The sequence below is a fragment of the Candidatus Hydrogenedentota bacterium genome (assembly GCA_013359265.1).
Classification (GTDB): Bacteria; Hydrogenedentota; Hydrogenedentia; order Hydrogenedentales; family SLHB01; genus JABWCD01.
Genome location: JABWCD010000007.1, coordinates 42,090 through 61,957, shown reverse-complemented (window position 1 = coordinate 61,957; position 19,868 = coordinate 42,090). Strand labels below are relative to the sequence as shown.

At 61.2% G+C, this 19,868-nt stretch carries 17 protein-coding genes and 1 pseudogene; 6 read left to right on the top strand and 12 right to left on the bottom strand.

The genetic code is table 11. The features are described from left to right. Nucleotides 1-27: 27 nt before the first annotated feature. A complete protein-coding gene (locus HUU46_08665; GenBank protein ID NUM53701.1) occupies nucleotides 28-819 on the bottom strand; it encodes a hypothetical protein in 792 nt (263 codons plus the stop codon). Nucleotides 820-1,379: 560 nt separating this feature from the next. On the opposite strand from HUU46_08665, the gene HUU46_08660 reads away from it, so the two are divergent. The 6 genes and pseudogenes from HUU46_08660 (at nucleotide 1,380) to HUU46_08635 (ending at nucleotide 7,445) form a co-directional block, all read left to right on the top strand. Continuing rightward, nucleotides 1,380-2,285: a restriction endonuclease gene (locus tag HUU46_08660; GenBank protein ID NUM53700.1), complete on the top strand. Its 906-nt coding sequence runs from the start codon at nucleotides 1,380-1,382 to the stop codon at nucleotides 2,283-2,285. A gap of 23 nt (nucleotides 2,286-2,308) precedes the next feature. Further along, on the top strand, nucleotides 2,309-3,349 hold the full coding sequence (locus tag HUU46_08655; GenBank protein NUM53699.1) for a DUF1559 domain-containing protein: 1,041 nt from the start codon (nucleotides 2,309-2,311) through the stop codon (nucleotides 3,347-3,349). 281 nt (nucleotides 3,350-3,630) lie between these two features. Beyond that, entirely contained in the window at nucleotides 3,631-4,299 is a 669-nt protein-coding gene (locus HUU46_08650) for a TetR/AcrR family transcriptional regulator (protein ID NUM53698.1), read from the top strand. 448 nt (nucleotides 4,300-4,747) lie between these two features. After that, entirely contained in the window at nucleotides 4,748-5,929 is a 1,182-nt protein-coding gene (locus HUU46_08645; protein ID NUM53697.1) for a PhoH family protein, read from the top strand. Between the two features lie 171 nt (nucleotides 5,930-6,100). Further along, a pseudogene (locus HUU46_08640) lies at nucleotides 6,101-6,687 on the top strand (PIN domain-containing protein). A gap of 164 nt (nucleotides 6,688-6,851) precedes the next feature. Further along, on the top strand, nucleotides 6,852-7,445 hold the full coding sequence (locus HUU46_08635; protein ID NUM53696.1) for a hypothetical protein: 594 nt from the start codon (nucleotides 6,852-6,854) through the stop codon (nucleotides 7,443-7,445). Between the two features lie 314 nt (nucleotides 7,446-7,759). Here HUU46_08635 and HUU46_08630 read toward each other — a convergent pair whose 3' ends face one another. From HUU46_08630 to HUU46_08580, 11 genes are all read right to left on the bottom strand, one after another. Then, the gene (locus HUU46_08630) at nucleotides 7,760-10,102 is read right to left on the bottom strand and encodes a penicillin acylase family protein (GenBank protein ID NUM53695.1); all 2,343 of its coding nucleotides are present in this window, start codon (nucleotides 10,100-10,102) and stop codon (nucleotides 7,760-7,762) included. Between the two features lie 209 nt (nucleotides 10,103-10,311). Further along, nucleotides 10,312-11,106 (bottom strand): hypothetical protein, encoded by a 795-nt coding sequence (locus tag HUU46_08625; protein ID NUM53694.1) that lies wholly within the window; start codon nucleotides 11,104-11,106, stop codon nucleotides 10,312-10,314. 188 nt (nucleotides 11,107-11,294) lie between these two features. Next, entirely contained in the window at nucleotides 11,295-12,101 is an 807-nt protein-coding gene (gene thiD / locus HUU46_08620) for a bifunctional hydroxymethylpyrimidine kinase/phosphomethylpyrimidine kinase (GenBank protein ID NUM53693.1), read from the bottom strand. Nucleotides 12,102-12,105: 4 nt separating this feature from the next. Next, entirely contained in the window at nucleotides 12,106-13,314 is a 1,209-nt protein-coding gene (locus HUU46_08615) for a NupC/NupG family nucleoside CNT transporter (protein NUM53692.1), read from the bottom strand. A gap of 90 nt (nucleotides 13,315-13,404) precedes the next feature. Then, on the bottom strand, nucleotides 13,405-13,896 hold the full coding sequence (locus tag HUU46_08610; GenBank protein ID NUM53691.1) for a PTS sugar transporter subunit IIA: 492 nt from the start codon (nucleotides 13,894-13,896) through the stop codon (nucleotides 13,405-13,407). Beyond that, nucleotides 13,896-14,552 (bottom strand): V-type ATP synthase subunit D, encoded by a 657-nt coding sequence (locus HUU46_08605; protein ID NUM53690.1) that lies wholly within the window; start codon nucleotides 14,550-14,552, stop codon nucleotides 13,896-13,898. Before HUU46_08605 ends, HUU46_08610 begins: the two co-directional genes overlap by 1 nt. 141 nt (nucleotides 14,553-14,693) lie before the next feature. Continuing rightward, nucleotides 14,694-16,094: a V-type ATP synthase subunit B gene (locus HUU46_08600; protein ID NUM53689.1), complete on the bottom strand. Its 1,401-nt coding sequence runs from the start codon at nucleotides 16,092-16,094 to the stop codon at nucleotides 14,694-14,696. Nucleotides 16,095-16,100: 6 nt separating this feature from the next. After that, nucleotides 16,101-17,885, bottom strand: coding sequence for a V-type ATP synthase subunit A (locus HUU46_08595; GenBank protein NUM53688.1), 1,785 nt, complete (start codon nucleotides 17,883-17,885; stop codon nucleotides 16,101-16,103). A 6-nt stretch (nucleotides 17,886-17,891) separates the two neighbouring features. After that, complete coding sequence (locus HUU46_08590; GenBank protein NUM53687.1) at nucleotides 17,892-18,215, bottom strand: hypothetical protein; 324 nt, start codon at nucleotides 18,213-18,215, stop codon at nucleotides 17,892-17,894. Then, complete coding sequence (locus tag HUU46_08585) at nucleotides 18,208-19,272, bottom strand: V-type ATPase subunit (GenBank protein NUM53686.1); 1,065 nt, start codon at nucleotides 19,270-19,272, stop codon at nucleotides 18,208-18,210. Before HUU46_08585 ends, HUU46_08590 begins: the two co-directional genes overlap by 8 nt. Further along, on the bottom strand, nucleotides 19,272-19,862 hold the full coding sequence (locus HUU46_08580; GenBank protein ID NUM53685.1) for a hypothetical protein: 591 nt from the start codon (nucleotides 19,860-19,862) through the stop codon (nucleotides 19,272-19,274). The genes HUU46_08585 and HUU46_08580 overlap by 1 nt, the downstream gene beginning before the upstream one ends. Nucleotides 19,863-19,868 lie beyond the last annotated feature (6 nt).

Genomic DNA, 19,868 nt, shown 5'->3' with positions numbered 1-19,868 from the left:
CCAAAATCCAAAATCCAAAATCCAAGATTACCTCCCTCCCACCTCCAGCGCCCGCAACTGCTCCCGTCCTTCATATGCCGCATCGGCCAGAAACTGATCATCGCTCTTGTAGGTGATAAGGTTGAACCCCATATCAATCCAGTGTTTCGCCGTTTCGACCGACGTCGCGGGCGTCCCGTTCGAGAGATTGTGCTTTGCCGACACGCTTGAAATCCGCCGCGCCGCCGCAATCACGTCCGGGTGGTTCGGCTGGTCCGGCGCGCCGATGACCATCTGGTAATCCGCGGGACCGTAAAAAATGCCGTCGAGCTGGCCCTCCGCAACCTCGATCATCTTCTCGATGTTCTCGACCGCGCGCGGGCTCTCCAACTGCACTGCCAGGAACCGCGTCTCCATCTGGTCCGCCGCTCGCTCGCGCATGTTCATCTTGTGCGCGCCGAACAACGATGCGCGCATCCCAAATCCGCGCCTGCCCACCGGCGGATACTTCGCGCAATCGACGATGTGCCGCACCTGCTCGGGCGTCTCGACGCGCGGCACGATGATTCCCGTCGGCGCCATGTCCAACATCTGCGCAATGCGCGCATAATCGTCCGACGTCACGCGCACAATCGACGCGATGCCCACGTCCTCCGCCGTCCGTATCGCCTCGTAGAGGGTTTCGTACGAATGCTGCGCGTGCTCGTTGTCGATCCACAACCACGCGTAGCCCGCCCGCGCACACGTCCGCACCATCATCGGCGTCACGTACTCCAGCAACACCGTCCCCCAACACAACCGCCGCCCCCGACAAACCTTCTTGAACTCCTGCCGCGTCATTCCGCTGCACTCCTACCCGTCATACCTCTTACACATAAAACGCGCGTGTATCCTATCAGTGTGCGCACGGCGAATGCAGCGCGAGGCAACAGCCACCTCGTCCTCCCACCCGCACGCGGACGACGACTTGGGCATAGTTGCCAACTATGACCTCGTCACGCGCCCGAAGTCGATGGTGGCACTCACCAGCCACTGGTACGGGATTTTGAAATCTGGATCGGCAGTGCGTCGAGTTGCTGTACCGTTGCGCAACGTCCGCGATACGCATACCGTGCATGCGATGCGGTTCAACGCAGCGACGCAATAGTCCGGTCACATGTGGCAGGGCGGCTTCTACTCGTGCCCGCTGAACAAATCGCACGTGTGGGCGGCAGTGCGGCATATCGAGCGCAACCCCGTTCGAGCGGGCCTCATGCACTATGCCGCGGACTACCCCTGGTATAGGAGGGCTTGTGGGAATGCAAGACAGGTTCGTTGCTATCGCCCATCGAATTATATAACACTCAGCTTCGGCGACTCAGAAGCAGCAGCACGAGATACGCCGCCAAGGGGACTAGCACATGCCGATTCCAGACTACCAAAGCATCATGTTTCCGTTGCTGAGGTTCGCCAGTGACAAAGCAGAACATTCGCTTCGAGACGCCATAGAGGCACTTGCGGATGAATTCAACCTCACCGACGCGGAGCGAAAGGAGCTACTCCCAAGCGAACAACAGGCGATATTTGACAACCGCGTCGGCTGGGCGCGCACGTACATGAAGAAAGCAGGCTTACTTGAGACAACGCGTCGGGGTTTCTTCCGACTCACGTCACGGGGTGACGATGTCTTGGCACAAAGCCCACTTCGTATTGACACAAAGTTTTTGAAGCAGTTTCCTGAGTTTTGCGAGTTTCAAGCCCTGAGGAAACCGTCCACTTCAAACGACACCGGAGAAGAGGAGTCTTCTGGTACGCCAGAGGAAGCGCTTGAAAGCGCATACCAAAACTTGCGCAACGATTTGGCCGCCGAACTATTGACACAGGTCAAGCAGATTCCACCGACATTATTCGAGCGCCTTGTCGTTGAATTGCTTGTCAAGATGGGTTACGGCGGTAGCCGAAAAGATGCAGGCCAAGCAATCGGCAAGAGCGGGGATGAAGGTATTGATGGCATTATTAAAGAAGACCGGCTCGGCTTGGACATCATTTATATCCAGGCGAAGCGTTGGGTAAACACAGTGGGAAGGCCCGAGATTCAAAAATTCGCAGGTGCGTTGCAGGGACAGAGGGCGCGAAAAGGGATCTTCATAACTACTTCGGATTTCACGAAGGACGCCCGAGAGTTCGCATCACGGATTGACACGAAAATCGTGCTGATCGACGGTGAATTGCTTAGTGAGATGCTCATTGACCACAACATAGGCGTTGCCCCCGTGGCAAGTTATGAGATTAAGCGAATAGACTCAGACTACTTCACCGGGCAATAAGTGGGGGTACTACCAATTACCGGATGCGGGGATTAACGAGATGTTCGGTGCACGTGCCCAAACGGCGCGATGTACGGGGCCCGTGCCACGCGTTGACGGATCCGCGATCCCGGCGTACACTTGAGTTGAGTTCCTTGTGGTGCAAGGAGGACTCGCCCGTGAAGTCCCGTGGTTTTACGCTTGTCGAGTTGTTGGTTGTAATCGCGATCATCTCGATTCTCGCGGCCATCCTGCTGCCGGCGCTGGCGCGGGCGCGGGAGGCGGCGCGGCGGTCCGCGTGCCAGAACAACCTCAAGCAACTCGGCCTCATCTTCAAGCTGTATGCGGGCGAATCGCCGAGCGCCAAATACCCGCCGTTCCAGGTGTTTTTCAGGGGCGGGTCCGAGTACGACTTCGCCGCCGCGCCGCGTATCGAGTCGATTTACCCCGAATACCTGACGGACCCCGCCATCCTCATATGCCCGTCCGACCCGAAGGACAGCGTGGACCTGTTCCGCGGCGCGGACGGGACGTTCATCATTCATATTCCGAAGTATCAGGGCGGCCTCGCCCATCGTGCGGATGCGAGCTATGCCTACTGGGGCTGGGTCCTGGACAAGCTCGGCGACACCGACCCGACGGTCCCGCTGGGCGACTTCGGCCAGTACTTCCACCGGCCGGACGACACCCCGGCCCCGGCACAGTTCATGGAAATCGTGCACTACCTCAACGAGAACATTTTCGCGTTGAGCCATGAGGGCCCCGCGGACGATGACGTGCCCGCCCTGACCCCGAGCCACGGGAACGGGGGCGGCCGAATGGTCTTCCGCCTGCGCGAGGGCATCGAGCGGTTCCTTATCAGCGACATCAACAATCCGGCCGCCAGCGCCAAATCACAGAGCGATCTCTGGATCATGCACGACGCCATCTCCCCCATCGCCGCGAATTACAACCACGTTCCCGCGGGCGCCAATGTCCTCTACATGGACGGCCACGTGGAGTTCGTAAAATACCCCGACGAGGTCCCGGTCAGCCGCGTCTGGGCTTCGACCATCGGTGGGGTCTTCGACCCGAACGTCCCGTAACCGGGAGCGGCACGTTGCGCCTCCCCCGCTTGGCAGTTTTCCGATCAATATTGGTGCCCGTCCGCCGTGCGCGCGCCAGGCCTGACTTCAATCCCAAGCACACGCGTTGCAGCCGACCGTCAAACGCTCTAGCAGGCAGGCTCGAGCCTGCGTACAAAGCCATTTCGAAACCGCACCAGATCGCTCACCGCGATGCTATGTACCCGCGCCGCGAAAATTCGTGCTTGCAATCGGCGCGCGGCCGATCTATATTAAACAATCGTTCAATTTAAATTGATTAAATGATTAATAAAAAAATGCGGCCCGCTAAGCAGAGTACCGCCCGGAAACTCCTCCGGGCCGCGACCGACGCCTTCTCCGCAGCGGGCTTTGACGCGACCTCGACCCGCGCGGTAGCCGATCGCGCCGGCGTGAACATCGCGCTCATCGCCTATCACTTCGGCGGAAAGGACGGCTTGTACAAGGCGGTGCTGGACGCCTGGGTCTCCGGGATGTGCGACGGCATCAACCGGGAACTTTCGGGCGTGACCACCGCCGCCCGGCGCACGGACGCCCTCGTGAGTGTGTTCCTGCGGTACGCCCTTATCGAGTCGCCGGGCGTCGCGGCGCTGATCGCCCGGGAGTCCGTTACCGCGGTGAACTCCGGTGCGGCCAGGCGCACGGCAGCCGCCCTCAAGCCGCTCATCGAGCTGCTGGATTCGCTGGTGCCGTCGTGCGAAACCGCCATCGGCGACGGCGCCGCTTTCCTGGGTCTGCTGCTGCGGCTTGCCGCGCCAATGCCGTCCATAGACGGCGACGGGGCAAAGGGGTATCACCTGGCTCGGGTGCGCGCGCTCGCGCTGCTGCGTCCCGCCATCGGTTCCGCGCCGATCCATCCGGGCCAACCAAAGCCGGAGGCCGCGCCGAAACACCGCGTTGCACCCCATCCGACGGTGGATTTTGTGGATTAAGGGAATTTATTGACATTACCCACAATATATTGTGTGGGCTATGGACAATCGCTCCTACTTGTGGTATTGTGTGGACATGGCTACCGCATGACGGTAACCCGCCAAAGTTGACGACGCCCCCAACCACGAGTCGAAGGATTCGCCGCATAGACCGGATGCGTCATACCGCCCCAATTCCGAAACGGCATCGGCATCAGGGCGCCACTCCGCCACCCCCGGGCTGCTCGGAGACACTCGCTTGACCGCACCCAATCCTGGTGAAGCATTGACCCTTTCCGCTGAGATCGAAGCATCGATCCATGATTCGGAGCATCGCGCGCGACGCCGTCCGGCGTCGCGCGTTTCGTTTGAGGCTGAACCCCGTAAGGAGGAACCCCGCGGCGCCAGCAGTACGCCCCCCAGTCAATCGTGCCCCAATTCCGATCGCGACTCTTCCGGGAGCAGTACCATGAAAAAGAGTTACATTCTCGATACGAACGCGTTGCTCGAAGACCCGAACTGCATTCGCGTGCTGCGCAACGGCAAGGAAAACGCCGTTGGCATCCCGTTCCACGTCATTCTCGAACTGGACAAGCTGAAGAAGGAACCGCGCGTCAAACACCTCGTATCGAAAGCCATCGATTCGATTCGCGAGAACCTCGAGGTCGTTCACATCATCAAGGACGACGGATCGGCGCCGCTCATTCCGAGCGTGGATTTGCAGATACTGAAAGAGATCAAGAGCGCGGGGCTCGACGACCCGATTCTCGTCACGAACGATCGCATTCTGCAGCTCATGGCCGAATTCAGCGGCGTGCAGAGCCAGGAATACAAGCTGTCGAAGCCGTACGAATCCGAATCGCAGCAGTACACCGGGTTCGTTTCGGACGACGAAGAAAAGTCGATGAACTGCTTCTCGTGGCACGAGGGGCGCCCGATGTTTCACGGCGCGGACGGCGCGCGCGTGATCGAATACGAACACGAAGTATGGAAGGTGCGCCCGCGCAACGTGTACCAAAACCTCGCGTTCGAATTGCTGTTGCACGAACACATCGACCTGGTTTCGCTGCAGAGCGAGGCGGGATACGGCAAGACGTTTCTCGCGCTCGCCGCGGCGCTGTACATGACGCTCGAGCAGAAGCGCTTCGACAAAATCTACGTGTTGAAGCCGCTCATCGAGATCGGCACGAAGATGGGCTACCTGCCCGGCGACGTGAACGACAAGATGGAGCCGTACATTCGCTACCTGTACGGCCTCGTCACGAAACTTCACTCCTCGCGGCCGGCAAACAAAATATTCGACACGCCGAAGGAAGGACCGACGCGGTTCGATCCGTCCAAGTTCGAGATTCTGCCGCTTGCGTTCATCCGCGGCATGACGATCGAAGACGCGGTGGTCATCATCGACGAAACGCAAAACCTTTCGCGCACGGAGATTCGCGCATTGCTCACGCGCATGGGCGAAAACGTCAAGTGCATCTGTCTGGGCGACACGCGACAGGTGGACAACCCCTACCTGAACGAATCCAACAACGCGCTGAACTGGATCGTCCGCATGATGCGTGGCCTGCCGAACTACGCGCACCTCGTGCTGAAGGGCCACCGTTCCCGCGGACCGATCTGCGACGCGGTGATCAAGTCGGGGTTGTAGTTTCGGGTCACAGGTCGATCTTTTGCGCCGTGGCGCATCACGCACATTTATGCTAAAATGTGTTTATGCGAACTACAATTGATATTCGCGACGACCTGTATCGAAACCTCAAAGCGCGGGCAGCCTTGAGCGGTGTTTCCATGCGCGAACTCGTAGGCCAGATGATCGAGAATGGCTTGCGGACCGGAACGGCTGCATCTGCACTACAATCGAAACGTCGCTCACCACCGCCCGTCGTCATTCCGGCTGGCGGAGGATCAATCCCGGCCATATCACTTGCGAATCTTCGCCGCCTGGACGAAGAAGACGACGAGGCCAGACTTGCCCGATCTTCTTGACGCGAACGTGTGGATCGCGCTGAGCGTCGCGGACCATCTACATCACGCGACGGCCCGCCGGTATTGGACTGAACAGGCGGACAAGACGAGATAGCGTTTTGTCGCGTGACGGCCTTGGCGTTTTTACGGGTCCTGACGAACAAGCACATCTTCGGCGACGCGGCGTTGACGGCGGACGCAGCGTGGCAGGCATTGCGCAGGTGGTTGAAGCTTCCAGGGGTCCGGTTCGCCGAGGAGCCGGTTGGGCTCGACGATTGGCTTGCGAATTGGTCGCACGGAATCCGCATCGCCGGCGGCGAGTGGACGGGCGCGTATCTTGCCGCGTTTGCCGCCGCGGGCCAATTCCGGCTCGTGACCTTTGATGCGGATTTTTATCGATACGGTGGAGTTTCGCTCCTCCGTCTGCGCGCTTGCGATTGATTCGCATTGTGTAGCGTCCGATTCCGGTCGGTTTATCAGTTGACAGACGCGAACCGGCTTTGTTCCAATACCGGGGGCGCGGGCATCAGCAGGCCCGCGTCCTTGTTCTTCCAGACGCGCAAGGTTGCCGGGATTCGCGAGGGCGATTGCGCGGGAGTGGTGCGTTGGATTATCCGAAAGCGCGTTGGTCTTTTTGGACGCTGCCCACCTACGTGCTGTGGCTGGTGTTTTTTTTGATTGGGTTCGATCCCGAGTTGGCGTACGAATTCGCGCGAGAGATCGGGTTTGTGGTGTCGCAAAACGCGATGGTGAATTCGCCGCACGTGGTGACGCTCGCGCTGGCGGGCTACTTCGGTTTTTTCACGTACCAGCGGTGCATCGACGCGGGCCTGCCAAAGCCGGAATCGCAGACGCAGGGTCTTCAGTTCGGTATTCTCGGGCTGATCGCGTTCCTGGCATTTTCGCCGTTTCAGTTGGTGAGCTACGCGGAGATACCCGTTGCGAAGCTCCGCTTTATCGTACTGCTCGTTGGCGGGACGAAACTCTTTATGTGGTTTCTGTTGCTGGGTATCATTGCGCGATATTACTTGCTCGGCCATGTAAACGTGTTCGCGAGCACGGTGTCGGTGTTTCCCAGCGCGCACAGCGGGGAGGACAAGGAAAAGCTGGGTGAGGCGAGTTCAGTCGCGTGGATCGATTCGCGCCCAAAGGCCGAGCGGGCTTCGTCCCAGACCCGGCCCGAGGCGGGAAGCGAGTAGCCGGGCTGGGTCTGCAAGAATCAGTATTGGGGTGTAACGCGGGCGCGATCGGCGCGTACCATTAGCGGACAGGCAAAAGGAGAGGAACAACCATGACCAACTTGGACGAATGGCTGCTTCGTATCGCAAACGGCCCCCTGGGGCCGCTGCTGTACCCGTTGTATTTGCTTCTGGTGTTTATCACGACGTATTACATCGCGCTCGTCCCGTAAGGCCAAGCCGAAACGGTTGAGGCGATGGGGGCTCGGGAAGGGGCCTCGCCCTCGTCGAAGCGTAATCGTAGCGCCCGGTGTCTGTACCGGGCGCTATCCATGTCAGGGCTGCGGCACTAAGGTCAGTGACATCGTCACGTCGTCCGCCGGGAGGGCGCTCGCGTCGGCAACCATGCGCAAGGGGGCGTACTTGCCCGATGCCCAGAGCGGCATGAGGTCCGCGTAGTGGGGGCTGTCCTCGCTCTCGCTTTGCCCGCCGGGATATGTGCCCACGCTTGCCGTCGTGTCGGCAAAATCGACGATCATGCGCCAACTTGCGCCGCCGCCCACGGCGCCGCCGTCGCCGCCGGGATTGACGGTGAACGAGTCGCCGGGAACGGGGCCGCCCTCGCGCGCGAGATTGTCATCACCCATTAGCGCGCGTACGCGAAGGATATTGAAATTACGCCACGCGTACTTGGCGAGGTCTTCGCCGATGTCTTTCTTCAACCGCTCGACCGCCCCGGCAAACGCTTTGCGCACGATGTCGTCGCGGGTTTCGCGTTCGGGCGTTGCGCGGTCGTCGAACCAGACTGAATTCGGGTTCTCGCGGGTCATGAATTCGAGGACTTCGAGCATCGGCTCGCGCTCGTTGTCGCCGGAGAAACCCCAGGACCCGCCGCGCGGCTCGATGCCGCGCGCGGCCCATTCGTCGTTCCACGTCGCGTCTCGGTACTCTTCCATCCAGCGAAGCCAGATAATCGTGCCGATCGAGTCGGCATCGGCGGCGTAGTCCCACTGGCTGAGGGCCGCGAGCAACTTGGCCGCGAAGGGATCGGTCACATCGGTCTGCGTCATAACGCGGAGAAAGACGGGCAGAAACGTTTCCGCGAACTTGTCGTGCGCGTCGTTTTGAATTCTACCCATTGACTCGATGGTGAGATCGTTTGCGACGCTCAACATGTCCACGATGCGGCGGGAGCGGCAACTTGGGTCCCATTGAAACCCGAGATAGAAGGGATAGCCAATCGAAGCGGGGCGGCCGTTCGCGGACATAATGAATCCCTCGGGCGGATTGATTGCGAGCGGCATTTTGTCTTTCGGGATCATGCCGACCCAGTCGTTGTCGCCGGACGCGCCGTCCATCGGCACGCGGCCTTGGCCGTGCTGGCGGACGGGCAGGGAGCCGGCGCAGTAGAGCGCGATGTTGCCTTCGACGTCGGCATACATGAGATTGATGCACGGCGCGACAAGCTGGCGCGCGGCCGCGAGCCATTCATCGAAGTTTGTGGCGCGGTTCATGCCGAAGATGGCGAGGGCGTCGGTCGAGACGCCGAGATCGGTCCATTGCATCGAAATGACTTTGCCTTCGCGGCTGATGACGGGGCCATGGATGGTGTAGTCGATGTCGAGTTTGTGCGGCGCTTCGCCCATCAAGGGCACCTCTTCCGTGATGCGCTCCATCGCTTTCCATTCGCCGCGGTGCTTGTATTTGAGGGGATCGGTTTCATCGACGGTCTCAACGAAGTAGTCGACGGCATCCGTTTGAAGATTCGTGATACCCCAGCCGAGGCGGTCGTTGTGTCCAATCACGATTGACGGACTGCCGGCGAAGGTTACGCCGGCGATGTTGCGGCCTTCGGCGCTGAGATGGGCAGCGTACCAAATTGACGGCAGGCTGAAACCGAGGTGCGGGTCGCTGCACAGCATCGGTTTGCCGCTGCGCGTCTTGCTGCCGGAAACCGCCCAATTGTTCGAGCCGAAGGCGCCTTCGCGGCCGGGCCATTGATCGGGAAATTGGCGTAGCGCGGCCATGTACGCGGAGGACGCACCCGAAATGGACGCAAGGCCCGCCTTAGCTACCTTCGTCTCGTCCGCTTGGTGGGTCACGGCGGGCACTTCATATGGCCGGTCAAGCGGCCACAATTCCTCGAACGCTTGTGGCCCGAGCTTATCGAGCATCATGCCAAACCAGAGATCGTCGTTCGTTCCCGATTGGTCCCACGCCATGTACTTGCCGAATACGATGCAATCGACGGGGGTCCACGGCGCAAGATCCTGGTCGGCGCCAAGTTCTTTCATCTTGGCGTTGACGCCCTGGCAATACGCTTCAAGGTCATCGCGCAGGGCGTCGGGGTAGTTGCCTTCCCTCCAGAATTGTTCGCAGGTGCGGCGCAGGCCAAGCTGGCGCACGAGGATGTCTTCCGCGAGCGCGTCCTTCCCCACCACTTCGGCGAGCGTACCGGAAGCGCGGCGGCGCGTGACTTCCATCTGCATCATGCGGTCCGTCGCGTGGATGTATCCCAGCGCGCGCACCGCGTCGGTCCATTTGGTTGCGAAGATATGCGGGATGCCGTATTCGTCGAACTTGACCTCGACGTTGCCACTGAGACCTTCGAGTTTGGTTTGGGCGCTTGCAGCGAAGGCGAATGCGCACAGCGCCGCACATACGAGAATGTTCTTCATTGGTAGGCTCCCCTCGTGGCCGCAGATTCTCGGGAAGAGCATAGCAAAGATGCGTGGGTGGGGCGAGGCTCCTTGGGTGGGGCGAGGATCCTTGGGTGGGGCGAGGCTACTTGGGTGGGGCGAGGCTCCGTCCGAGCCGACTTGGACTTGTCGATAGACGCGGCTCGGGCGGAGCCTCGCCCCACCCCGAGTAGCCCCTTCCTCGCGCCCTACTTTCTCGCGCGCTGCAACAAATGCTTCTGCAAGCGCCGAAGATCGTCCGCATTGATGAGGTCTACGCCGGCATCGAGCAGCGCGTCCCAGAATTCCTCGCGATGGGGGATGGCCCAGAAGCGGACGACTGCACCGCCCGCGTGTGCTTTATTCACAACGGCTTTGACTTTGTCGCGGATGTCCTGCGGCATTTCGCCATCGCGGTTCCATTTGAACGTGCCGGCCCAACTGTCGCTGATGAGTGGCGTGAGACTGGGGTCGATCGGCGCATCGAGATCGCGGAGGCGCCCGTCGATAGCGGCGAGTCTGCGCGGTTCGGCTTTGAGTACGTCGCGCGGGGCATCGCCGGAAATGATGACGGTAACGGCGCGTTCTTCGATTTTGCCGTTTTCGAATACCGTTAACATTTGTTCGTATTTTTTGAGGACGTCTCGCAAAGCAGCGTAGGTTGTCGCGCCTTCGGATTTGAAGTCGATCAGCAACCGCAGAGATGGGCCATTTGGGAAGACGCGGCCGTTGTTGGCGACGACGCGGTCGCGCAACGGATCGAGGTACAGCGCCTGCAACGTGCGCTCGGGTTTCACATCGTCGCGGTCGTGCGCGACAAGTAGCGCGCCATCGACGAGATAGATGTCCGCTTCGACGCTGCAGAAGCCGTGATCGAGCGCATCGAGCAATGGACGCGCGTGCTCGTAGTCGTTGTGGGCGTGGGCGTTGGGAAGGGGCGTTTGCGCGGCGGCGACGCCGACCGAGAAGAGCGCTGCGATGAGGAAGCGGATAGTGGTGCTCATGCGTGGCGGCAAGGTCCTGGGTGGTTGGTTACGGGTCGATGGACGATATGGACAGGATGGACGCGGAAAGCATTGTGTGCGTTGTGGGCAGAATGGACATTGTGGACTCGGTGGACGTTTTGCACGCTGCCATCCCCCCACACTTTGAAACTCCCGCATTTTTACGCCCCAACTCTCTCGCTTCCCAACTACTCGCTACTCACTTCATCCTGGGCCATCCAGTGGTGCATGAGCGGGCCGTGGCCTGCGCCCAGGGGCAGGGCGTGGCGAATCGCTTTAGTGAGATACGCTTTCGCGCCTTCGACGGACGCGACTACATCGAAGCCCTTTGCGAGGAGGCCCGCGATCGCGGCGGAGAAGGTGCAGCCCGTACCGTGGGTATTCTTCGTGTCGAAGCGCGCGGAGGAGAACGTCTGGAATGTGTCGCCGTCGAACAGGAGGTCCACCGCCTCGGGACCTGCCAAGTGGCCGCCCTTAACGACGACGTAGCGCGGGCCCTTTCCATGCAGAACGCGCGCGGCCTCCTGCATGGATTCCGTGTCGGTGATGCGCAGTCCCGTGAGCACTTCGGCTTCGGGGACATTTGGCGTGAGTACATGTGCGATTGGCAGCATCTCGCGGACAAGCGCGTCGCGCGCGGCGTCCTGCAGCAATGTGTGTCCGCTCTTCGCGACCATAACGGGGTCTACAACGAGCTTATCGATGCGGTTGCGCTTTACCGCTTCAGCGACTGCATGGATGATGTCCGCGTTGGACAGCATGCCCGTTTTCGCCGCGTCGACACCGATATCCTGCGCGACCATGTCGATCTGTTTGGCGACGAACTCCGCGGGCACGTCGTGCACGCCATCCACGCCAACGGTGTTCTGCGCGGTGACGGACGTGATCGCGGACATGCCGTACACGCGCAGGGCCGCGAACGTTTTGAGATCGGCCTGAATGCCCGCGCCTCCGCCGGAATCGCTGCCGGCGATCGTCAGCGCCCGCGGGACCAATGCGTCATTCATAGAGAATCATCCCTGCAATGCATGCGGTCATGAGACTCGCGAGCGCGCCGCCGACGAACGCTTTCAGACTGAGCCGCGCGACGTCCGTACGGCGTTCGGGCGCTAGCGCGTCAAGCCCGGCAATCGTGATTCCTACGCTGCCGGGATTTGCGAAGCTGCACAATGCATACGTCGATATCATTATGCCGCGCGGGGTCATGGTGCCGTTCGCGATCGCATCTTTCAAATCGAGATAGCTCAAGAACTCGTTGAATACCGTTTTCTTGCCGAGCAGTTGCGCAACGGCGGAAACGTCCTGCGACGGAACGCCGAGCAGCCACGCAACCGGGCGAAACGCAACGCCGAGAATCTGTACGAAGGTAAACCCCGTGGCTTTTGTCAGGCACAAATCAACCAAGTACACGAGACCGAGAAAAACGATCAACGTGGCGCCGACGTGCAGCGCCATATTAAGTCCCTGGGCCGTGCCCTGCGCCGCGGCATCAATTACGTTGTGCGATTCGACGGGTACCGAAATACGTTCGTCGCCCGAGGTTTCGGGTTTCCCGGTCTCGGGCACGAGCATCTTCGACAACAGGATCGCCGCGGGCGCGGTCATGAACGACGCCGTGAGAAGATGGCCCGCTTCCGCGCCGAAGGTCGAGTACACAACCATGACGCTGCCCGCGATAGTGCCCATGTAGGTCGTCATGATCACGCAGAGTTCCGATCGTGTCATGTTCTTGATGTAGGTGCGGACCGCAGCGGCGGCCTCGATGCCAAGGAAGATTTGCAGCGCGGCGCAAAACGTCTCCGCGCCGGACGTCTTCAGGGTGCGCCGCATGACGCACGCAATCGCCCCGACGACAAGCTGGATCACGCGCAGATGGTGCAGCACCGCCGATAGCGCAGACACAAAAATGATGACAGGCAGCACCTGGAACGCGAAGATGGCGCCGATGTTCTGGTCTTCCGGCAATTTGCCGAATACAAACCGGGCGCCGGCCAGCGTGGCGGCGGTCAGTACGTTTACTCCGGCGGACGCGGCGGGAAATATCGAATCGCGGAGGCCGGTCTTGAGCACGAGAACCGCAATGACGAACTGCAAGCCGAGCCCCCACGCGACGAGCCGCCACGAAATGGCCTTACGATTCTCGGAGAGCGCATACGCAATCGCCAGCATGACCAGCAGACCGAGAGCGCTGATGAGACGAAGCTCCACGTTGTACCCCACCCACGTCCAAAAGGATTGGGTGACATCATACTGACTTCACCGCGGAGTGGAAAGTCCGGGCCCGGGCGGGCCCGTTCGCTACTTGCTCAGATGGACGTGGAACGCTTCCTTGCTCTCTTCTTCGCGGATGGCGCGGAGCACGTCCTCGGCCGTCCGTGCGGCGCGGATGGCTTCGCGTAACTTGGGATTGCTGAGCAGGTGGGCGATGCCGGCCATGGTTTGAATGTTGCCCTGAAAGCTGCGGCGCGGGAACAGAATGAGCACAACGATTCGGGCGGCGATGCCGTCGATGGAATCGAACGGAATGCCGGTATTGCAGACGCCGAGCGCGACGATAATGTCGTCAATGCGGTCCGAGAGGCCGTGGGGCGCGGCTACGCCGTATTCGAGGCCGGTGCTGGCTTCTTTCTCGCGTTCCTTGACGATTTCGAGCGCGTGCGCGCGCATGGACAGGGGGATTTCGTGCGCGTCGATGAGCGCGTCCACCAATTCCTCGATGACCGCCTGCTTGTCGCCGGCGACGAGATTGAGCTTGATGGTCTTTTCGTGGAGCAGATCGCCGAGGCGCATTAGGCCGCACCTCCCTCGGCTTCGGCGGCTTTCGCGTCGGCCTTCTTCTTCTTGATGCGCTTGAGGCGGAAGGTCTCCTCGCGCTCGCGCTCGTCGAGCACGCGCGCGATGGTGCGCATTTCGCCGCGCAGTTTCGGCAACAGGTATTCGTTCAGCGCGTTGATGCGGCGGCTGACCTTGCGGACTTCCTCGCCGATAATCAGCAGGTTCGATTCCTTCGGCGCACAGACGAGTAATTGCTCGACCATGCGCTCGGAGGAGTCCGACGCTTCCACGACTTGCGAGCTCACGTCCAGCAGGCCGGTGCCGCGCTGGCTTTGGGTCCGCACGATGTTGTGCCGGTCAATCGCGCCGAGGCTCAGGCCCCACACCTTTTCGGTGCGAACGTCGAGCTGAAGTTCGCGGCGCGCAGCGACGCCCGCGCTGCGCACGTCGGCCGTGCCGCGCACGGCGCGCGCGATGGCCAACGTCGCGACGGCGGAGCGGCCCATCTTGTGCAACTGATTGCGCAAATTGCGGAGTTCCTTCGCGCGCTCGATCAACTCCTTCAGCAGCGCTTCACGCTTGCCTTCGAGGAGTTGCACGCCGTCCGCGGCAAACTTGATCTGGGCCTTGTGGGCCAGAAGCTGCATGCGCGTCGGCGCTACGTTGTCCATGCTCATAGTGCTATGACGCTTTCACCGGTAGTAGCATCGGCCGCGTTTTCAAAATCGTGCGCGTGCTCCTGCTCGTCATCGTAATCGATCGCTCGAAATGGCTCGGACGGAGCCTCGCCCCACCCGATTATTCAACATCGTCTACTCCGTCCATTCCTTGTAATGCTTCTGCACTTGTTCGCGCGAGACGCGGGTGAGTTCCGCCGACGGCAGAATGCCGAGGAGGCGCCAACCCAGGTCGAGCGTTTCTTCGATGGTGCGCCGGACCGCCTGGCCGATCATCTGCTTTTCGAATTCGACGGCAAATTTGAGGTACTTCTTGTCCAGTTCACCCAACGCGTCTTCGCCGACAATGGCCATCAGCTTACGCACGTTGCGGCCGCGCGCGTACGAAGCGTAGAGCTGGTTCGCGACGGCGCGGTGATCGGCGCGCGTGCGGCCCTCGCCGATGCCGTTGTTCATCAGGCGCGACAGGCACGGCAGCAGGTCCACCGGCGGGAACACGCCCTGACGGTGCAGCGGACGCGACAACACGATCTGCCCTTCGGTGATGTAACCCGTCAAGTCCGGAATCGGGTGCGTAATGTCGTCGTCCGGCATCGTGAGCATCGGCACCTGGGTGACCGATCCCTTCTTGCCGTGGATGCGTCCCGCGCGCTCGTAAATTGTCGACAAGTCGGTGTACATGTAACCGGGATAGCCGCGTCGGCCGGGAATCTCTTCGCGCGCGGACGAAATCTGGCGCAGCGCCTCGCAGTAGCTCGTCATGTCCGTGAGGATGACGAGCACCTGGTAGTCGTGCTCGAATGCCAGGTACTCGGCGACGGTAAGCGCGCAGCGCGGCGTAAAAATACGCTCGATGGCGGGGTCGCCTGCTTTGTTGATGAAAGACACCACGCGCGACTTCTGGCCGCCTTCTTCGAACGACCGCATGAAGTACGCGGCTTCGCGCTCGGTGAGACCCATCGCGCCGAACACGACAACGAAATCTTCGGCCTCGCCCTTCACCTGGGCGTTCTGCACGATGAAGTTGGCGACTTCGTTCGCGGGGAGACCGGACCCGAAGAAGATCGGCAACTTCTGTCCGCGGACGAGCGTGTTGAAGCCGTCAATGGTCGAGAGGCCGGTTTCAATGAAATCGTTCGGCTTGTTGCGCGATACGGGGTTGATGGCCGTACCGATAATGTCGATTTCCTTGTCTGCCACGACAGGGGGCATGCCGTCGATGGGATCGCCGGTGCCGTTAAATGTGCGGCCGATCAGTTCCTTCGAGGCGCCGATGCGCGCGGCCTCTTTCTTCAGCGAGACCGACACACGCTTGATGTCCACGCCCTGCGTCCCCTGGAGCACCTGGACGATCGCGTACTTCTTGTTCGCTTCGAGCACCTGCCCCTGACGAACGAGGCCCGTCTCGGAGACGAGATCGAGGATCGCGCCCGTCGGGAAGCGGTCGCCGTTGCCGAGGAAGACCAGCGGCCCCGACACGTAGTTGAGGTCCCAATACTCCTTGTGGAGCAGGTTGGGTTCAGTCGATGTTGCCATGATGGTTTACCCTTTTCTCGATGAGAGATCGGCCAGAACGCGGCGCATCTCTTCGAGCACGACTTTCTGGCGTTCGGCAATGGTTGCGTTCGATTCTTCGCGCAGACGCGAAATGTTTTCGCGGACCGGCAGTTCCATGATGCGCACGAGTGTGACGCCCTGGTCGAGCACCTTCTTCGAGGTCTCGAAGAACTCGAGCACGGCATCGAGCAGCGCGCAGCCCTTCTCTAACGAGCAGTACGCGTCGTTGTCCGAGAAAGCGTTCTGCTGCAGGAACACTTCGCGGATCATGCGCGACACCTCGAGTATGAGGCGCTCCTGGTCCTGCAATGCGTCGGGACCGACGAGCTGCACGACTTCCTGCAATTCCGCGTCGCGCTGTAGCAGCGTCTGCATCGCCTGCCGGTTCTGCATCCAGGTCTTCGGCGCGTTTGCCTCGAACCAGGGATCGAGTTCCTTGAAGTAGAGTGTGTAGCTGCGGTTCCAGTTCAACGACGGATAGTGGCGGCTGTACGCGAGCGCCGCGTCGAGCGACCACAATGCGCCGGCGACGCGCTGCGAATTCTGCGTTACCGGTTCGGACATGTCTCCGCCGGGGGGCGACACCGCGCCGACGATCGTGAGCGAACCCGTGCGTTCCTTGTCCGTGCCCGCGTCGCTGCCCGCGCAGACCACGCGGCCGCTTCGCTCGTAGAACTCGGAAATACGGGACGCGAGGTAGGTCGGGTACCCTTCTTCGCCGGGCATTTCTTCGAGGCGTGACGAGATTTCGCGGAGCGCCTCGGCCCAACGACTGGTCGAGTCTGCCATGATGGCGACATCGTAGCCTTGATCGCGGTAGTACTCGGCGAGCGTGATGCCCGTGTAGACCGATGCGTCGCGCGCGGCCACGGGCATATTCGAGGTATTCACGACGAGCACGGTGCGGTTCATCAGCGAATCGCCCGTCTTCGGGTCTTTGAGGTGCGGGAATTCGTCGAGCACGTCCGCCATTTCGTTGCCGCGCTCGCCACAACCGACGTAGATGATGATGTCGGCATTGCAGTATTTTGACAGCGTCTGTTCCACGACCGTCTTACCCGTACCGAAACCGCCGGGCACGATGGCCGAACCGCCGAGCGCGATCGGGAACAGGCAATCGAGCACGCGCTGGCCCGTGAGGAACGGGCGATCCGAACGCAGCTTACGCGCGGTCGGACGCGGCTGCTTCACCGGCCAGTAGTGGGTCATGGTCAGTTTTTCGCCGTTGTCGAGGGTGGCGATGACTTCCGTGTTTGTGTATTCGCCCGAGCCGACAATGCTCGCAATCGCGCCGCCCTTGCCGGGGGGCACGAGGACCTTGTGCGTGATGCTCTTCGTTTCCGGCACGGTGCCGAGAATGTCGCCCGCGACCACTTTGTCGCCCACCTTTGCCGTCGGCGTGAACGACCACTTCTTCTCGCGTTGCAGCGCGTCGGCGGTGAGGCCGCGCCCGATGAAGTCTCCGGACTGCTGTTTCAACGTGATAAGCGGGCGCTGGATACCGTCGTAGGTCGACCCGAGGAGGCCCGGCCCGAGTTCCACCGCGAGGGGTTTGCCGAGCGGCACGACGGGTTCGCCGAGGTACATGCCCGAGGTGTCTTCAAACACCTGCGCGAATACCGTGTCGCCATCGATGCGGATGACTTCCCCCATCAGCCCGAGCTTGCCGACGCGCAGGATTTCGCCCATGGCGACGCCGAGCATGCCGCTGGCCGAGATCATCGGCCCGGAGATGCGGGTCAGTGTTCCGACTTGTTGGGTCGAGGACATTGTTGGTCACTCCAATCTGATTTCATAGCCGATTGCGGGCTTCAGCACCGCGGTAAGATACGCATCCACATTCGAGTCTTCTTCCTCGAACGCGGGACAATACACAATCAAGGGCAGCCCCTTGTGCCGCCGCACCCGTTCCACAAACCATTCCGAAAACTCCGTTCGATATTCTTCCTGAACGATAATCACGCGCGCTTCGCGCGTTTCGAGCAATTCCCCGAGGCGCTTTTCCGCCTCGTCGACGGTCTGCGTCTCTTCGACGAACACGCCCGCGAGCGAAAGCTGCAGCGACGTCTGGCCGCGCGTGAGCGCAATGACGTTAGGCATGCATCGTCTCCTCGCGCACCTTGCCGAGCGGCAGTTTCGCGGCCGCGCCCCGCGCAATGAGCCGCAGGTTGACGACTTCATTGTACTTGGCCCAGGCGAAGTGCATGACGACGGCAAAACTCATCGTGTGCACGTGCATTTCGTGGCGCAGGTGTTTGATGATCAATTTGTCGAAATGCCGGTCCATCGGCGAGAACCGCGCCGCCTGCACGAATGCAATCAGGTCCTCGGCCAACTCCTTATACGGCGTCGGCGCGAGGAACTCCATCGCGTGGATCGCGTCGCGCGCGCCGGCCATCTCCTTCAACAACTTTTCGTTCAGCCATCCCGAGGGGAGCAACCGCGCGGCGAGTTGATCGGCGCCGCCGTGGCCGTCGCGCAGTTGCAGGAGCATACGCAGGTTGATGCGGTCGATCTCCATGCGCAGCACTTTGCGGAGAACCCGGCTGTCGTCGTCTTCGCGCGAGCGTAGCGTGCCGACGTTGCGCACAAAGTAGCCGCGGTCGAGCGCGTCTTCGAGTATCGAGAGGTCGTTCTGTTGTTGCCGATAGTCGCCGATCGAAGCGGCAAGCGGGCCGCACAGATCGGGTTTCCACGCAACAAGCGCGGAAACGAGCTCTTCCATGGAAGACCGTTCCGCAAACGACTTCATCAGCGTTACGGTCAGGTTCGGGCCGGGCGACAAGATCGCCAATCCGGTCTGCGCATCGAGGCCGTGATGGCGCAACCGGAGCAGCGCCTTGACCGCGGCGAGGTCCCACCGCATGAGGAACCGGTCCGTCAGGTCCTGCAAGGGCCCCGCGGCCATGCGCGACAGGGCCTGTTGCGCATTGACGAGATTGCGGGAAACCGCCTCTTCGATCGCGTCCACGCCCTTGGCGCGGGTCAGCGCCTCGGCCATTTCCTGTTGGTACGGCGACTCGAGCAGGTCGTCCCCGATCTTTTCCACGTCGTAGAGGTTGATCAGGTCTTCCATGTGCTGCTTCGTGAACAGCTTGCTGCGCATACCGCCGATGCGGGCGTTTAGATATGGAGCGAATACTTCGGCGGTTTCCATTACTTCGCCCCTTCGCCGAACAGCGCGTGAAGGCAAACCTTGCGCGATTCGTTCTGCAATTTGCTCAAGCGGCTCGACAGCGAATTGGTCACGCGGTAGGTATGGGCCGCGTCCTGCATGGCGCAACCATCGCGCATCGCCGCCGACTCGACAACGGTGATACTTGCGAGACCTCGCTGTTGCAGGCGGGCCTTGGCCCGATCCGCGAACGACACCGGCACCGTCACAATTGCGTCCTTGGGCGCGTCCGCCGCCAACTCGTCGAGCAGCGCGTCGAAGATCGCCGGGAATTTCGGCGATTGTGCGGCCTTCTCGAGTTCGAAGCTGACGGAACGCAGGATTTCGTCGGCAATGGACTGCTCCATCGTCAACGACTCGTGCTCGGCCTCAACGGCGAGCAACTGCCGCGCACGTTCCGCCAACCGCCGGACGTCCCGCTCGGCGGCATCCACCGCCTCTTTCCGGCGATGGTCCGCGCGTTCGCGTGCCTCCTTCAGGATGGCGCCCGCTTCCGCGCGTGCCGCGTCGAGGACGGCCTGGCAGCGATCCGCCACCTGGCGCGCCATGGTGTCAAACAGGGCCTGCTGCATGGAGAA

What these genes read in the sequence shown, in the direction of transcription:
- HUU46_08605 (NUM53690.1), bottom strand. Translation starts at nt 14,552, where the DNA reads ATGGACAACGTAGCGCCGACGCGCATGCAGCTTCTGGCCCACAAGGCC.
- HUU46_08600 (NUM53689.1), bottom strand. Translation starts at nt 16,094, where the DNA reads ATGGCAACATCGACTGAACCCAACCTGCTCCACAAGGAGTATTGGGAC.
- HUU46_08610 (NUM53691.1), bottom strand. Translation starts at nt 13,896, where the DNA reads ATGCGCCTCGGCGATCTGCTCCACGAAAAGACCATCAAGCTCAATCTC.
- HUU46_08595 (NUM53688.1), bottom strand. Translation starts at nt 17,885, where the DNA reads ATGTCCTCGACCCAACAAGTCGGAACACTGACCCGCATCTCCGGGCCG.
- HUU46_08645 (NUM53697.1), top strand. Translation starts at nt 4,748, where the DNA reads ATGAAAAAGAGTTACATTCTCGATACGAACGCGTTGCTCGAAGACCCG.
- HUU46_08580 (NUM53685.1), bottom strand. Translation starts at nt 19,862, where the DNA reads ATGCAGCAGGCCCTGTTTGACACCATGGCGCGCCAGGTGGCGGATCGC.
- HUU46_08665 (NUM53701.1), bottom strand. Translation starts at nt 819, where the DNA reads ATGACGCGGCAGGAGTTCAAGAAGGTTTGTCGGGGGCGGCGGTTGTGT.
- HUU46_08585 (NUM53686.1), bottom strand. Translation starts at nt 19,272, where the DNA reads ATGGAAACCGCCGAAGTATTCGCTCCATATCTAAACGCCCGCATCGGC.
- HUU46_08590 (NUM53687.1), bottom strand. Translation starts at nt 18,215, where the DNA reads ATGCCTAACGTCATTGCGCTCACGCGCGGCCAGACGTCGCTGCAGCTT.
- HUU46_08655 (NUM53699.1), top strand. Translation starts at nt 2,309, where the DNA reads ATGCGGGGATTAACGAGATGTTCGGTGCACGTGCCCAAACGGCGCGAT.
- HUU46_08650 (NUM53698.1), top strand. Translation starts at nt 3,631, where the DNA reads ATGATTAATAAAAAAATGCGGCCCGCTAAGCAGAGTACCGCCCGGAAA.
- HUU46_08630 (NUM53695.1), bottom strand. Translation starts at nt 10,102, where the DNA reads ATGAAGAACATTCTCGTATGTGCGGCGCTGTGCGCATTCGCCTTCGCT.
- HUU46_08660 (NUM53700.1), top strand. Translation starts at nt 1,380, where the DNA reads ATGCCGATTCCAGACTACCAAAGCATCATGTTTCCGTTGCTGAGGTTC.
- HUU46_08625 (NUM53694.1), bottom strand. Translation starts at nt 11,106, where the DNA reads ATGAGCACCACTATCCGCTTCCTCATCGCAGCGCTCTTCTCGGTCGGC.